The organism is Prauserella sp. PE36, assembly GCF_003311655.1.
Classification (GTDB): Bacteria; Actinomycetota; Actinomycetes; order Mycobacteriales; family Pseudonocardiaceae; genus Prauserella_A; species Prauserella_A endophytica.
The window spans coordinates 104,851-118,202 of record NZ_QEQT01000071.1 but is presented as its reverse complement, the minus strand read 5'-3'; the positions used below and the strand labels follow the sequence as shown (position 1 = coordinate 118,202).

Below are 13,352 nucleotides of genomic sequence, written 5' to 3'. Positions count from 1 at the left end.
TCGCGGCTTCGCGAGGCGTCGAGCTGCTTCTTCCAGCGGCGCAGCTGGCGCTCGAGGAAGCCTTCCGGCCTGCCGAAGTCGCCGAGGCCGACGCTGTCGGGCTCCACGGCGTGCAGGTCGACGAGGGTGTCGATCAGCCGGTCGGCGATCGCGCGGGTGCGCTCGGGCCCGAGCGCGGTGAGCTCCTCGGCGCTGCGGTACGGCGTGCCCTCGACGAACTCCATCACGTAGAACCGCGCGCCGAGCACCGACTCGTCCTCGCACAGCAACACCGTCGGCGGCACGGGCACGTTCGTCGGGCCGAGCGCGCTCAGCACGCGGTGCTCGCGCTTCATGTCGTGCGCGGTGGGCAGCACGTGGCCCAGTGGCGGCCTGCGCACCACCCACCGGCCGGTGCCGTCGGTGACGATGTAGGTGAGGTTGGACCGGCCGCCCTCCACGACCGTGGCCGACAGCGGCCCCGAGACGAGGCCGGGGCGCTCGCGGTCGAGGTGGGCACGCAGCCGCGCCAGGTCGAGCCCGGGCGGGTTCTCGTCGCTCATCTGACCTCCTTGTCAACGGTGCGACTGGTCGCGGGCACCGCCCCGCGGGGTCACGCGACCAGGATCGCCACGGTCTCCGCGACGCAGGCGGGCTTGGCCTCGCCGTCGATCTCGATCGTCCAGCGCACGATGGCCTGCTTGCCCTGTGCCGTGTCGGTGACCTGGGCGAGCTCGGCGCCCGCCCTGATCTTGGAGCCGACCTTGACGGGCTGTGGGAAGCGGACCTTGTTGACGCCGTAGTTGATGCCCATACGCAGGCCGTCGACGCGGTAGACCTCCTTGCCCAGCATGGGGATCAGCGAGAGCGTGAGGTAGCCGTGGGCGATCGGGGCGCCGAACGGGCCCTGCGCGGCGCGTTCGGGGTCGACGTGGATCCACTGGTGGTCGCCCGTGGCGTCGGCGAACAGGTTCACCTGCTCCTGGGTGACGGTGTGCCAGTCGCTGTGGCCGAGGTGCTCGCCCACGGCGGCGGCGAAGTCGTCGAGGCTGGGGAAGACGCGCACCTCGGTCACGCCTTCGGCCCGCCCGCCACGTAGATGACCTGGCCCGACACGAACCCGGCGCCCTCGCTGACGAGGAAGGACACGACGTTGGCGATGTCCTCGGGCTGGCCGACCCTGCGCACCGGGATCTCCTGGGCGGCGGCCTTCTTGAAGTCCTCGAACGACATCCCGATGCGCTCGGCGGTCGCGGCCGTCATGTCGGTGGCGATGAAGCCGGGGGCGATGGCGTTGACGGTGACGCCGAACTTGCCGAGCTCGATCGCGAGCGTCTTGGTGAAGCCCTGCAGGCCGGCCTTCGCGGTGGAGTAGTTGGCCTGGCCGCGGTTGCCGAGCGCCGAGGTCGAGGAGAGGTTGACGATGCGGCCCCAGCCCTGCTCGGTCTGGTGCTTCTGGACGGCCCTGCTCATCAGGAACGAGCCGCGCAGGTGGACGCCCATGACCGAGTCCCAGTCGGTCTCGCTCATCTTGAACAGCAGGTTGTCACGGGTGATGCCGGCGTTGTTGATCAGCACCGTCGGGGCGCCCAGCTGCTCGGCCACGGCCGCGACGGCGGCCTCCACCTGCTCGGCGTCGCTCACGTCGAGACCCACGCCGATCGCCCTGCCGCCGTCGGCGACGATGGCCTCGGCGCCCGCCTTGGCTCCGGCCTCGTCCAGGTCGAGCAGGCCGACGGCGAAGCCGTCACCGGCGAGCTTGCGGGCGATGGCCGCGCCGATGCCGCGGCCCGCCCCGGTGACGATCGCGACACGGGAAGGGGACTCGGTCACGTGGTTCCTCCTCAGTGAGTAAGCGTGCGCTTAGGAAGGTACCAGGGGACCGGCCGTGGCGGCAGCGGGCGCGCGCACGCGGATCAGGCCGGGCACGAGCGTGGCGATGGCGAGTACCTCGTTGAGGGCCAGGAACCGTTCGACGAGCCCGAGCGGGATCGCCCGCCACCAGGGCTCGCCGCCCGCCAGCATCACCAGCACCGCGCCGATGATGAGCCCGAACCACGCCAGCGACGTCACCCCGAGCGCGCGGGCGAGCAGGCGGAGGTTGGGGGAGTGCGGGTAGGCCGCGCGGGCGGCGGCGAGTACCGCGAGCGGCAGGCACACGAACGCGACGACGCTCGCGTAGCGGTGGATGGTGCCCCCGAGGCTCGGCCCGATCGACCAGTCCGTCTTCGGGAACACGACGATCACGAGCAGGCCCAGCGCCCAGGCCGAGCCGAAGATCGTCGTCGCGGAGAGGGCACGCACGCGGCCGTGCCGGACGAGGGCAAGGAACACCGCCGCGGACCCGGCCGCGACGAGCAGCACGGCGAGGTCGAACAGGAGCTTGCCGGGCCCGAGCGCGTACTCGCTGATGGTGCGGCGCACGGGGTCCACGTCGGCGCTGGTGACGGGCAGCAGGTGTAGCAGGCCCATCAGGAGGCTGCCGAGTGTGAGCGCCGCGAGACCCGTCGCCGGGAGCGCGGCGCTGGTGCGGGCCGGTGCGTCGTCCGCCATGAAACCCCCTCCGTGTCCCGGTTCCGTTCCATTCAGCCACGAAGGGTGTGAGCGCGATGTCAGGTGACGAGGCGGCGCAGTATGGTCCTGAACACGTCACGGTCCACTGTGGAGGGTTCAACGGCGAGCCACGCGCCGATCTCGCGCACGAACCGCTCCGGCGTCATCGGCGCGGCGACGGCGTCGGCTCCGGGGTCGGTGGTCAGCTCACCGTCACGGCTGGGGTAGAGCACCAGCGCGCCGCGCACCTCCACGTCCGGCAGCAGCGCCTCGAACTCGGCGACGCTCTCGGCGAGCCTGCTGCCGCCGCCTCGGAAGCGCTGCCCGTTGCGGTACAGCACCCCGTCGGCGGTCTCGTAGTGCCCCGGCAGCCAGCGCTTCGACTCGACGAGCACGAGCCTGCGCCCGCACAGCACCGCGTGGTCGACGTCGGCGAACACCGAATCCGGCCATGCCAGGCCGTGGAAGACCCGCACGCCCGGCAGCCGCGTGAGGTAGCGGGCGAGGAGGTCGGCGGTGAGGCGCTCGGCCACCTGGTCGTCGTCCCGGCCGGGGGTGCCGAACACGGCGCGGCCGCCGAACTCGGTGCGGAACGCCCGCACGGAACGCAGGGCCGACAGGTGCCGCCGGACGAGCACGTACGACGCGCCGAGTGCCGCCGCGACCAGGAGCAGCCACATCACGAGCGCCGGGGTGGCGAAGGTGACGCCCAGCGGCAGGGGCAGCGCGAGCACGACCACGGCGCCGAGCGCGATGGCGGCGGGGGCGTGGCCAGGTGAGCCTGGATAGTGCACGCGAGTGATGGCGTCCACCGTGTGCCACCACGGGATCGTCGCCGGGTCGACGCGCGGGGCGGCCGGGGTGAACGCGGGGTCCTCGCCGAAGCGGCGGGGACGGGTGCGCGGCGCCGGCCGGGTCCGGGTGGCCGTCGCCGTCGTGGCGGGGGCGGGCGGTTCGTGCCGCTCCGGGTCGCCCGCGTCGTACTCGGCGCGGCGGACCGGATCGCCGAGGGTCTCGTACGCCTCGCGCAGCAGGCGGAAGGTCCCGGCGGTGCCACCCGTGTCGGGGTGCATCGAGCGGGCCAGCGTCCGGTACGCCGACTTGATCTCCGCCGGGGTGGCATCGGGCCGCACGCCAAGGAGCTCGTAGTAGTCGACGTCAGGCATCCGGCACCTCCTCGCGAGCGCTCACCCTATGGCGTGCCCGCGCCGGGGCGAGCACCGCCCGCCCGGCACGTCCGGGTGGATCGGTTGTGTGCTAAGGGAAGTCGGGAACGCACGACTCGCGGGTGGTTAGGCTTGGGGGCGTGTTGACGTCCGGGCGGACCGTGGTGCTCGACGGCGGGCTCGCCACCGAACTCGAGGCGCGCGGGCACGATCTCTCGGACGCGCTGTGGTCGGCGCGGTTGCTCGCCGACGACCCGGAGGAGATCGTCGCCGCGCACGTCGCGTTCTACCGCGCCGGGGCCGAGGTCGCCACGACCGCGAGCTACCAGGCGAGCTTTCCCGGGTTCGCCGCGCGCGGCATCGACCGCGCCGAGGCCGCCGCGCTGCTGCGGCGCAGTGTCGAGCTGGCGCGCAGGGCACGGGACGCCGTCGCGGGCGACGGGCGTCCGCGCTGGGTCGCCGCCTCGGCGGGACCCTACGGCGCGCTGCTCGCCGACGGCTCCGAGTACCGCGGCCGGTACGGACTGACCCAGCGCGAGTTGGTCGCCTTCCACCGGCCCCGGCTGGAGGTGCTCGCCGAGGCGGAGCCGGACGTGCTCGCGCTGGAGACGGTTCCCGACGTCGACGAGGCCGCGGCCGAGCTGGCCGCGCTCGAAGCCCTGGACATGCCGGGCGTGCCGGTGTGGCTGTCGTACACGGTCGTGGACGGGCGGACCCGCGCCGGGCAGAGCCTGGAGGAGGCGTTCGCGGTGGCCGCCGGGAACGCGCAGGTGCTCGCCGTGGGCGTCAACTGCTGCTCGCCCGCCGAGGTCGCCGACGCCGTCGCGATCGCGGCGGAGGTCTCCGGCAAGCCGGTGATCGCATACCCGAACAGCGGGGAGGGCTGGGACGCCGAGGGGCGGCGCTGGGCGGGAGCGCCCACTTTCTCCCCCGATGAGGTGAACCGGTGGGTCGATGGCGGCGCCGCCCTCGTGGGTGGTTGCTGCCGCGTCCGGCCTGGTGACATCGCTGATTTGGCGCGCGCGCTGCGCGTAACCTGATCGAGCCTTTCGGTAATTCCGAAAGGCGACCTCGCCGCACGCGTGTGACCCTCGAATTCCGGGTAATCCGAACCACCAGAAAAAAGTGTGGTCTGCGCACCACGAACGCGTGTGACGGGCACCGTCCACGCGCACGGCCCGCTGTGCCTGATCAGCTCGAACGGCGACGCGGGCCGGCCGGCCACGGAAAGGATGGAAACCGGATGAACATCACGGAATCATTCAACGATGCGCTGCGGGCGGTGATTACCTTCCTCCCGAAGTTCGTCGTGTTCCTGGTGATCCTGGTCATCGGTTGGCTTGTTGCGAAAGCCCTTCGCAAACTCGTCGATGTCGTGCTGGAGCGGCTTCACTTCGACCGCGCCGTGGAGCGTGGCGGCATCAAGCGCGCGCTCGCCCGGTCCAAGTACGACGCCAGTGGCCTGATCGCCGCGCTGGTCTACTACGCGGTGCTGCTGATCGCGTTGCAGATGGCGTTCGGCGTGTTCGGGCCCAACCCGATCAGCGCCATGCTGGCCGGCATCGTGGCGTGGCTGCCGAGGGCGATCGTCGCGATCGTCATCGTCGTGGTGGCCGCCGCCATCGCCAACGCGGTGCGTGACCTGGTGGGCAGCGCGCTCGGCGGCCTGAGCTACGGCAACTTCGTGGCCAGGCTGACGCAGGTCTTCATCATCGCGCTCGGCGTGATCGCCGCGCTGAACCAGATCGGGGTCGCGACGGCTGTCACCACCCCGGTGCTCGTCGCCGTGCTGGCGACCGCGGGCGGCATCCTCGTCGTCGGCCTCGGTGGCGGCATGGTCCGCCCGATGCAGCAGCGCTGGGAACGCTGGCTGAACCGCGCCGAGGAGGAGATGCCGAACGCGAGGTCGCAGGCCCAGGCCTACCAGCGGGGCCGCGAGGACGCCATCCGTGCCAGGACGGGCGAGGCGGCCCAGCCCACGATGCAGTCGCCGCAGACCGAGCCCATCCAGACGGGCACGCCGCGGGGCGGCGCCACGCCGCCTCCGGCCACACCGCCCACGACGCCGCCTCCGGCACCGCCGCGCGGCGACTACCCGTGACACCGCGCTGACCCGACCGAACCCAACCGCAGTGAAGGCCACCTTGCCTGCGTTCAACGCAGGCAAGGTGGCCTTCACTGCGGCTGGCGAGCTGGGTGCGGTCAGAAGAAGAGCAGGGGGTCTACGTCGCCGCCCGTGACCGCGACCGTGCCCGCCGCGGCCAGCAGGCACACGGCGACCAGCCGCAGGGTCACCCAGTCGGAGTCCCAGCCGTCCCGCAGCGGTGGGTGCCAGCCGGCCTCGGTGGCCGCGTCCTGGATGCCCCGTGCGTAACCGGCCAGCTCGACAGCACTCACCCGGCCGCCGCTGAGCGTCAGGATGTCGCGAACGGCGGCGGCGTGCTGGTCGACGCTGGCGAGCAGTCCCGGCGCCAGACCACCGACGGCGAGCCCGACACGGCTCAGCCGGTCGGCGAGCGCGGAGAGCTCCCGCTTCGCGGCAGACTCGTGCCACGCGTTCAGCAACCAACCCATGGAGGGAGAGCTTAGGTCCCCTATTCGGGTGCGAGAAGAGGCCCCAGCGGCCCGAGGTCGATGTTGAGATCCTCCGGTTCGAGCCCGAAATGATCTCGGAGCTCACCCATCTTCTCCTCGAGCCGCATGAGGGTCAGGCCGATGCGTTCCACCTGCTCATCGCTCAGTTTTCCGTCCTCGACGCGGCGCAGCGCCTGCCGTTCCATCAGCTGCCGCAGCAGCTCGACGATCGTCAGCACGAGGCTCACGAGACCCTTCTCGACGGTCTCCGGGTCGGCGTCGATGTGCTCGGTCAGCTCGTGTCTGTGGGCGTTCTCACTCACCGGAGAGGCTCCGTTCCAGCGTGCTGGCCGACGTGATCAGCGCGCGCAGGGACACGTGCACGAGGTCTACCTCCGCGATCGACAGCGTCACCTCGCCCGAGAGCACCACCCCGCCGGCGAGGACGCGGTCCAGCAGGTCGACCAGCGCGATCCGGCGTTCCGGCGCGGCGGCCTCCAGCTCGCCGGTCATCGCGCCGCCTCCTCGGCGCCCTGCTCGACGCCGGCGAAGGAGTACGCGGGCCACGGCCCGGTCAGCTCCAGCCGCACGCCCTCCACCTCGCCGCCCAGCCGTTCGACGGCGGCGGCCAGCTCGTCGGCCTTCGCGTCGTCCACGAGATAGGCGCCGTTGAGCACGTTCCAGCCCTTCCGGCCCGACAGCTTCGGGTCCTGCGGCGGGTGCCTGCGGGCGGCGGTGGCCAGAGCCGCGAGCTCACGGTGCAGCCGGTCGGCGTGCGCGGACGCGTTCCGCTCGGCCTTCTCCCTCGCCGAGAGCTGCGCCTTCCGGCGCAGCAGGTAGGCGGTCCCGGCTCCGCCCTTGCTGCCCTTGCCGCCCTGGCTGCCCTGGCCGCCGGGCTCCGCGGGAGTGTCCGCGGCAGCCAGGGCGTCCGGGTCGGCGTAGGCCTTCACCCCCCACTCGGTGCGGCCGGTCAGCAGGGCCAGCGCGCTCTCGAGGTCGGGTCGGCGCCGGATGAGCAGTTCACGGACGCGGTCGTCGCCGAGGCACACGGTCGCCAGCCGCAGCGGCACCGCGGCCGGTGCGGCGCCGCCCACGGTGGTGACCACGGCGTCGTGGGCCCGCGCCGTGGCGGCGAGCCAGTCCAGGTCCTCCAGGTTGCGCTTCAACGGCTCCGCGCCGAACTCGGCGAGGTCCACGGCACTCACCACGGCGACGAGCCCCGCGTCCTCCACCACGTGCACCGGCGCCCCGGCAACGCCCCGCAGCCCGGCGAGCGCGTCCGTGTCGAGCTCGCGGGCGATCGCGTAGAGCCAGCGCCCGGATGTGTCCGCCATCGTCGTTCACACCTTCCATCAGCGCGCCAGCGCCTCAGCGCCGCTCGTCGCGGGCGGGTTCCTCCTCCTCGGCGAGCTCGCCGTTCACCACGTCCACCGGCTCGTCCTCGTCGCTCGCGGCCTCGACCTGCCTCGGCTCGTCCCGGCCCGACTCGAGCCGCGCGATCCGCTCGCGGAGCTCCTGGTTCTCCCGCTCGAGCTCCCTGGTGCCGTTGCTGCCGGTGAGCCACGGATCGTTCTCCCACCAGTTGATGCCGACCTCCTTCGCCGTCTCCAGCGAGGCGACGACGAGCCGCAGCTTGATGGTCAGCAGCTCGATGTCGAGCAGGTTGACCTGGATGTCACCCGCGATCACGAGGCCCTTGTCGAGCACCCGCTCGAGGATGTCGCCGAGGTTGGCGGGCTGGTGGCCTCCGGATGCCTGCGAGGACCCGAGCGCGGAGGACGCCGGCTGTCCGATCTCGGTCATGCCATCCCGTTCCCCGAGTCGCCCCTGCCGCGGTTGAAACGGCGGGTTCTTCGGTAGGCGAGCAACTCGCCCCCGAGGTCCAAGTCCACTTCGTACAGTGCGAGGAGGTCGGAGGTGGAGGGGATCCTCCGTTCCTCCACGACCTCGACCTCCACGCGCCAACCGTCGTCGGTGGGCTCCACCGACGTGACGCCCACGATCTCGCGGCCCGTCAGCTTGCCGATGTGCTCCAGCGCGACCTCGGCGGCCTCCGGAGCGGGCAGTTCGGACGCGCCCTGCTTGCCTGCCACTGCCATCACTCCTTCACGGCGCCCGGTGACTCCGGCTCACCGGTCATGCGGTCGAGAGCCTCCTGCTGCACTCTCGCCTCCTCGCCCGGCGAGATCTCGCCCGCCTCCCTGGCCTCCTCGGCGGCCTCGAGGTCCCGGCGCACCGACGCCGGATCGCGCATCTCGGTCTCGACACGCTCCTGGATCACCCTGCCGAGGGAGATCACACCGCGAACCGGGGCCAGCGGCAGGCCGAGGATGAACGAGACCACACCCATGTCCTCACTCCTGCGGTTGCTTCGTCACGACGAAGTCGTACGCGGCGAGCGGGCCGAGCAGTCGCATGTGGACCCTGCCCTCCCATGCGTTCGCCAGCTCGCCGACGACCTTCTCGAGGTCGCTCTGCCGGGCGACCTCGGCGAGGCACGCGACGTAGACGGCGTCGCGCTCGTGCGTGGGCTCCCGCACGTTCACGGTGACGCCCAGCTCGCCGAGCTTCTCGACGGCCTTGCGGGTGTCGACCTCGCGTTTGGCGGCGATCGCGTTGTTGATCAGCTCGCCGAGCGCGATGCGGTCGTTCCGGGCGGCGTCCTCCGGCTTCTCCTTGACGGCCTCGCGCAGGCGCGCGGCGTCCTCGCTCTCCTGGAGGATCTCCTTGAGGACGGCCTGCTCGTCGTAGCGGCCCTTGACCACGTACTCCGCCTTGCCGTCCAGCTCGCGCAGCGCGGAGGCGAACTCGTCGTGGTGTTCGGCGAGCAGTTCACTCGTCACGGCATCCTCATCGGAGACCACGGCACCGAAACGCAGCGGCAGCACGGGCGCCACGCCGGCGGTGGCGTCGAGGACCTGCGCGTGTGCGGTGAGGTCCTCGGGTTTGCCGATCGGCTTGTCGGAGCTGATGTGGCTCACCAGCGCAGCGATGTCGCCGTGCCGCACCACCGCGATCTCGCTCGGCGGGTCGCCGATGCCCCGCGCCTCGGGGTCGCTCTCCACATCGGCGGGCACGATGCCGTAGATGTAGGCGACGGTGTCGCGCTCGTTGCCCTCGCTCGCCTGGGTGTCGGCGGTGTCAGCCATGTCAGTCCTCGTCCTTTCGCCTGCGGCCACGGTTCACCGGCTCCCGATCGCCCTCGTCGGCGGGCTCGGCGAGGAAGTCCTTGAGCTTGTCACCCGCGGCTTCGAGCGCGCCCTTGGTCCTCGACTTGGCCCCGCCCTCGTTCATGTCCTGGATCAGGTCGGGCAGGCCCTTCTGCTCGTTGTCGGAGATGTCGAGCCGGTTCACTGCCTCGGCAAACCGCAGATAGGTGTCCACGCTGGCCACGACGATCCTCGCGTCGATGGTCAGCAGCTCGATGCCGACGAGCGAGACGCGCACGTAGGCATCGATCACCAATCCCTTGTCCAGGATCGTGTCGATGACGTCGGCGAGGCTGGAGGACGAGGGCCGGTCGAACCCTCCTCCTCCGCCGCCTGCCGGCTGGACAGCTGTGGTCACGAACGACCTCCTCGGGTCTTGCGCGTCGTGTTCCCCGACGCCGTGCGCCGGCGACGGGGCCGGGACTCCTCCCGGTCGTTGCCTTCCGTTGTTCTTTCCTCGGGCGGGTTCTCCGCGTTCTCGTCCTCTGCGTTCTCGTCCTCTGCGGACTCTTCTTCGGGCTCTTCCTCGGACTCTTCCTCGGATTGTTCGTCGACGACCTCGCCCTGCCGGATCTCCCCGCGCCAGCCCTCGACTTCCTCGGGGTGCAGCAGCGCGTGCGCCATGACGTGGCGCTGGAAGTGCTTGAGCTCCAACCGGGCCCTGCGGCCCTGTGCGCGCCAGAGGTTGCCGGTCTTCTCGAAGAAGCCCTGCGGGTGGTACTCGAGCACGAGCACGATCCGCGTCAGCTGGGGTCCGAGTTCGTGGAACGTCACCGCGCCGTCGACGTAGCCCTTCTCGCCCTTGGACCGCCACACGATGCGCTCGTTCGGCACCTGCTCCTCGATGGTCGACTCCCACGTGCGGTGGGAGAGGAAGATCTGCGCCTTCCACTCGAGCTTCTCGTCGGAGACCTGCTCGACCCGCTCGACCTTCTTCATGAAGCGCGGGTAGTCCGTGAACCGCGTCCACTGGTTGTAGGCGAGGTCGATGGGCACGCCGACGTCGATCGACTCGACGATGTTGGTGACCTTGACCTTGTCGCCAGTGCCGCCACCACCGCCGCCGGGCGTGAGCCCACCGACCGCGTCCTTGACCTTGTCCTTCACGCGGCTGAACCCGGCGCTCATCGCGGCCGACGCCGGCGACTTGCCCTCGGCTAGCTTCGAGGCGCCGGTCAGCGCGGCCTTGAGGCCACCACTGCCGCCGCTCTCGGCGTAGTGGTTGAGCCGCTCCGCTGTCGCGGACACACGGTCGGTCACCGACGACGCCGCCCGCTCCGCCATGGTCGTGGCGAGCTGTCCCATCGCCTGCTTGAGCAGCTCGGAGGGGGTCAGTGCGCTGCCGGCCTGTTTCGCGGTGTCACCCGCCGTCTTCGCCGCGCCCTCGCCGGTGTTCTTCGCCGCGCTGCCCGCGGCCTTTGCGGCCTTCGACGCCGTCCTCGTGGCCACTGCCCTCACCTCCCGGTACGCCGCACGGGCGCCCGGCCACGGGCCGGCGTAGCGCGGGTACGGGTGGTCCTGCCCTGCGAGGACCGGCTCGGCGCCGACCGGGTCTGCGCTGCGCGCCTGCGCCGGGGCGGTTCCGGTTCCTCTTCCTCCTCGGGCTCAGGCTCTTCGGATTCCTCCGATTCCTCGGTGTCCTCCAGCTCGCCGGTGTCCTCGGCCTCCTCGTCCTCGCCTGGCTCCTCCTCGGTCTCCGCCTCCTCGGCGTCGATGTAGTCCTCGTCCTCGGCTGCTCCGGCTTCGTCGCGCTTGCCGGTCCCTGGTGCGCGGACGCCCTGCAGCCGGTCGTTGAGCGAGTCGATCCGGCTGCTCGCCGCCGCCATCGCCGCCGACCTGGCCGCGTCGACGAGGTCGCCGCGCACGCTGTCGGTGATCTTGCTCAGCTCGGGCGATGCGGCGAGCCGCTTGACCCCCTGCTGCAGCAGCTCGCGGGGCGCTCCGCCCAGCTTTCCGGTCGCGCCCGCCGCGGCGATCATCAGCGCCAGCCGCATCTTGCGAGTGCGCCCAAGGAGGTACCCCGCGCCGACTGCCGCGGCTACCTGTGCCCCGCCTTTCATGATCGATCTCCTTCGATCAACGGTGGTTTGCTAACTGCCGAGCCTTGCCCACGGACGAGTTACCACCATTGGGTGACGACGAAACGCTGTGGCGCCGCTCGGAGGCGAATTACTCCAGGTGGCGCAGCATGTGCCGGGTCCTCGCCGGGGCACGGCGACACACACGCTCTAATCTGTCCGCGTGACAGGGGAGGCGCCGTTGAGTGACGAAGAGGGACGCGTGGTCGGCGGCCGCTACCGCCTCCAGAGCCGCATCGGCAGCGGCGCCATGGGGGTCGTGTGGCGGGCCGTGGACGAGCGTCTCGATCGCACGGTGGCGGTCAAGCAGCTCCTGCTCCCACCCGGGCTGAACGAGGCCGAGACCGAGAAGGCCCGGCAGCGCGCGTTCCGGGAGGGTCGCATCGCCGCGCGACTGCAGCACCCCAACGCCATCTCGCTGTACAACGTCGCCGACGAGGACGGCCGGCCGCTGCTGGTGATGGAGTACCTGCCCTCGCGCAGCCTCTCCGCGGTGCTCGACGAGCGGGGCGTGCTGCCGCCGGTCGAGGTGGCCCGCATCGGCGCGCAGGTCGCCTCGGCGCTGACCGCCGCGCACACGGCGGGCGTCATCCACCGGGACGTCAAGCCCGGCAACATCCTGCTCGGCGACGACGGCACCACCAAGATCACCGACTTCGGCATCTCCCGCGCCGCAGGGGACATCACGGTCACCAGCACGGGCCTGCTCGCCGGGACACCCGCGTTCCTCTCTCCCGAGGCGGCGCGCGGCAGCGAACCCGGGCCCGCCTCCGACGTCTTCTCCCTCGGCGCGACGCTCTACGCCGCGGTCGAGGGCCGGCCCCCGTTCGGCAACACCGAGAACGAGATCGCGCTGCTGCACACGGTCGCGACCGGGCAGACCATCCCGCCGCGCCAGGCGGGCCCGCTCACCGCCCAGCTGCAGGCGATGCTGAGCACCGAGCCCTCGGCGCGGCCGACGATGGCCTGGGTCGCCGAGGCGCTGCAGGCCGTCGCCGACGGCAAGCAGCCACCCGTCGCCGACCCGCCGACACTGCCCGCGACGGCTCCCGCGCCGCCTCCGCGCAGGCCGGCGACCCGGCTCGACCTCCACCCGGCTTCGCCGCTGCCCCCGCCTCCGACGTCCCCGCCGCCGCAGGCCGCGGTCTCGCGGATGCCGCCGGGCCAGGCGCCGCCCCCGCAGTCCTCGCAGGGCAGGCGCATCGCGCTGACGGCGCTGGCCGTGCTGGCCGCGGCGGCGCTCGGGATACTCGCGGCCGAGCTGCTGGTGAACGCCACGAACAGCGCGGGTGCCTCGGCGGGTGCGGGCGCCGCGACCACCACCGCCGCGACCACGACCGCCGCGGCCGCCACCACCGCCGTCTCGTCGAGTCTCTCGAGCCCCGCACCGACCTCCGAGACGGCCGACCCGGAAGAGCTGGTCGACGCCGTCGAGGACTACTACGCGGCACTGCCCGACGACACCGACGCGGGCTGGGCCGCGCTGGGGCCGGGCCTGCGTGAGCAGGGCAGGGACGAGTACGAGGAGTTCTGGGACGAGATCAAGAGGGTCGAGGTGGTCAGCGGCCCTCGGGCGCTGAACGAGGAGACCGTGCAGGTGGCGCTGGAGTTCACCGTGGACGGCGGTGACGTGTACCGCGAGGTGCACCGGCTCGGCATGGTGACCGAGGGCGGCGACGTGCTGATCGACTCCGACGAGCTCGTCTCCTCGCGCAAGATCGAGAACGGGGGCAAGGGCGACAAGAAACGCCGGGGCGCACGGGACTCGGACGACGACGGCTGAGCGTGATCGA

Annotated in this window: 19 protein-coding genes; 3 read left to right on the top strand and 16 right to left on the bottom strand. The window is 71.8% G+C overall.

The genetic code is table 11. The features are described from left to right. From DI005_RS19515 to DI005_RS19495, 5 genes are all read right to left on the bottom strand, one after another. A partial coding sequence (locus DI005_RS19515) for a phosphotransferase family protein (protein ID WP_147263869.1) occupies positions 1-542 on the bottom strand: 542 nt, incomplete at its 3' end. A 50-nt stretch (positions 543-592) separates the two neighbouring features. Next, a complete protein-coding gene (locus DI005_RS19510; protein WP_112274328.1) occupies positions 593-1,054 on the bottom strand; it encodes a MaoC family dehydratase in 462 nt (153 codons plus the stop codon). Next, the gene (gene fabG / locus DI005_RS19505) at positions 1,051-1,812 is read right to left on the bottom strand and encodes a 3-oxoacyl-ACP reductase FabG (RefSeq protein WP_112274327.1); all 762 of its coding nucleotides are present in this window, start codon (positions 1,810-1,812) and stop codon (positions 1,051-1,053) included. The genes DI005_RS19510 and fabG overlap by 4 nt, the downstream gene beginning before the upstream one ends. Positions 1,813-1,842: 30 nt before the next feature. Further along, entirely contained in the window at positions 1,843-2,532 is a 690-nt protein-coding gene (locus DI005_RS19500) for a DUF998 domain-containing protein (protein WP_113643027.1), read from the bottom strand. Between the two features lie 59 nt (positions 2,533-2,591). After that, complete coding sequence (locus DI005_RS19495) at positions 2,592-3,698, bottom strand: DnaJ domain-containing protein (protein ID WP_113643026.1); 1,107 nt, start codon at positions 3,696-3,698, stop codon at positions 2,592-2,594. 140 nt (positions 3,699-3,838) lie between these two features. Here DI005_RS19495 and mmuM point away from each other — a divergent pair, with 140 nt between their 5' ends. Both mmuM and DI005_RS19485 read left to right on the top strand, forming a co-directional pair. Continuing rightward, positions 3,839-4,738, top strand: coding sequence for a homocysteine S-methyltransferase (gene mmuM / locus DI005_RS19490; protein ID WP_113643025.1), 900 nt, complete (start codon positions 3,839-3,841; stop codon positions 4,736-4,738). 203 nt (positions 4,739-4,941) lie between these two features. Further along, entirely contained in the window at positions 4,942-5,799 is an 858-nt protein-coding gene (locus DI005_RS19485) for a hypothetical protein (RefSeq protein ID WP_112274319.1), read from the top strand. A 101-nt stretch (positions 5,800-5,900) separates the two neighbouring features. On the opposite strand, the gene DI005_RS19480 is transcribed toward DI005_RS19485, so the two are convergent. The 11 genes from DI005_RS19480 to DI005_RS19430 are packed head-to-tail and all read right to left on the bottom strand — an operon-like array spanning position 5,901 to position 11,541. Then, on the bottom strand, positions 5,901-6,272 hold the full coding sequence (locus tag DI005_RS19480) for a DUF6401 family natural product biosynthesis protein (protein ID WP_112274317.1): 372 nt from the start codon (positions 6,270-6,272) through the stop codon (positions 5,901-5,903). Between the two features lie 20 nt (positions 6,273-6,292). Further along, entirely contained in the window at positions 6,293-6,595 is a 303-nt protein-coding gene (locus DI005_RS19475; protein WP_112274315.1) for a gas vesicle protein K, read from the bottom strand. After that, positions 6,588-6,785, bottom strand: a complete 198-nt coding sequence (locus DI005_RS19470) for a gas vesicle protein (protein WP_112274313.1) — start codon at positions 6,783-6,785, stop codon at positions 6,588-6,590. Before DI005_RS19470 ends, DI005_RS19475 begins: the two co-directional genes overlap by 8 nt. Further along, complete coding sequence (locus DI005_RS19465) at positions 6,782-7,606, bottom strand: GvpL/GvpF family gas vesicle protein (RefSeq protein WP_112274311.1); 825 nt, start codon at positions 7,604-7,606, stop codon at positions 6,782-6,784. Before DI005_RS19465 ends, DI005_RS19470 begins: the two co-directional genes overlap by 4 nt. 34 nt (positions 7,607-7,640) lie before the next feature. Continuing rightward, the gene (locus DI005_RS19460) at positions 7,641-8,075 is read right to left on the bottom strand and encodes a gas vesicle protein (protein WP_112274309.1); all 435 of its coding nucleotides are present in this window, start codon (positions 8,073-8,075) and stop codon (positions 7,641-7,643) included. Next, positions 8,072-8,365 (bottom strand): gas vesicle protein GvpO, encoded by a 294-nt coding sequence (gvpO, locus tag DI005_RS19455; RefSeq protein ID WP_369973601.1) that lies wholly within the window; start codon positions 8,363-8,365, stop codon positions 8,072-8,074. Before gvpO ends, DI005_RS19460 begins: the two co-directional genes overlap by 4 nt. 5 nt (positions 8,366-8,370) lie before the next feature. Beyond that, positions 8,371-8,622, bottom strand: a complete 252-nt coding sequence (locus DI005_RS19450) for a gas vesicle protein GvpG (protein WP_112274305.1) — start codon at positions 8,620-8,622, stop codon at positions 8,371-8,373. A gap of 4 nt (positions 8,623-8,626) precedes the next feature. Next, positions 8,627-9,421: a GvpL/GvpF family gas vesicle protein gene (locus tag DI005_RS19445; RefSeq protein ID WP_113643024.1), complete on the bottom strand. Its 795-nt coding sequence runs from the start codon at positions 9,419-9,421 to the stop codon at positions 8,627-8,629. Position 9,422: 1 nt separating this feature from the next. Continuing rightward, positions 9,423-9,839, bottom strand: coding sequence for a gas vesicle protein GvpJ (gvpJ, locus tag DI005_RS19440; protein ID WP_113643023.1), 417 nt, complete (start codon positions 9,837-9,839; stop codon positions 9,423-9,425). Next, a complete protein-coding gene (locus DI005_RS19435; RefSeq protein WP_233520206.1) occupies positions 9,836-10,930 on the bottom strand; it encodes an SRPBCC family protein in 1,095 nt (364 codons plus the stop codon). The genes gvpJ and DI005_RS19435 overlap by 4 nt, the downstream gene beginning before the upstream one ends. 5 nt (positions 10,931-10,935) lie before the next feature. Beyond that, positions 10,936-11,541 carry a hypothetical protein gene (locus tag DI005_RS19430; protein WP_199542995.1) on the bottom strand — a complete coding sequence of 202 codons (606 nt, stop codon included), beginning with the start codon at positions 11,539-11,541 and terminating at the stop codon, positions 10,936-10,938. 199 nt (positions 11,542-11,740) lie between these two features. Here DI005_RS19430 and DI005_RS19425 point away from each other — a divergent pair, with 199 nt between their 5' ends. Beyond that, a complete protein-coding gene (locus DI005_RS19425; protein WP_113643021.1) occupies positions 11,741-13,342 on the top strand; it encodes a serine/threonine-protein kinase in 1,602 nt (533 codons plus the stop codon). Positions 13,343-13,352: the final 10 nt, after the last annotated feature.

What these genes read in the sequence shown, in the direction of transcription:
- DI005_RS19500 (WP_113643027.1), bottom strand. Translation starts at nt 2,532, where the DNA reads ATGGCGGACGACGCACCGGCCCGCACCAGCGCCGCGCTCCCGGCGACG.
- DI005_RS19495 (WP_113643026.1), bottom strand. Translation starts at nt 3,698, where the DNA reads ATGCCTGACGTCGACTACTACGAGCTCCTTGGCGTGCGGCCCGATGCC.
- DI005_RS19485 (WP_112274319.1), top strand. Translation starts at nt 4,942, where the DNA reads ATGAACATCACGGAATCATTCAACGATGCGCTGCGGGCGGTGATTACC.
- DI005_RS19480 (WP_112274317.1), bottom strand. Translation starts at nt 6,272, where the DNA reads ATGGGTTGGTTGCTGAACGCGTGGCACGAGTCTGCCGCGAAGCGGGAG.
- DI005_RS19470 (WP_112274313.1), bottom strand. Translation starts at nt 6,785, where the DNA reads ATGACCGGCGAGCTGGAGGCCGCCGCGCCGGAACGCCGGATCGCGCTG.
- DI005_RS19465 (WP_112274311.1), bottom strand. Translation starts at nt 7,606, where the DNA reads ATGGCGGACACATCCGGGCGCTGGCTCTACGCGATCGCCCGCGAGCTC.
- DI005_RS19460 (WP_112274309.1), bottom strand. Translation starts at nt 8,075, where the DNA reads ATGACCGAGATCGGACAGCCGGCGTCCTCCGCGCTCGGGTCCTCGCAG.
- DI005_RS19450 (WP_112274305.1), bottom strand. Translation starts at nt 8,622, where the DNA reads ATGGGTGTGGTCTCGTTCATCCTCGGCCTGCCGCTGGCCCCGGTTCGC.
- DI005_RS19445 (WP_113643024.1), bottom strand. Translation starts at nt 9,421, where the DNA reads ATGGCTGACACCGCCGACACCCAGGCGAGCGAGGGCAACGAGCGCGAC.
- DI005_RS19430 (WP_199542995.1), bottom strand. Translation starts at nt 11,541, where the DNA reads ATGAAAGGCGGGGCACAGGTAGCCGCGGCAGTCGGCGCGGGGTACCTC.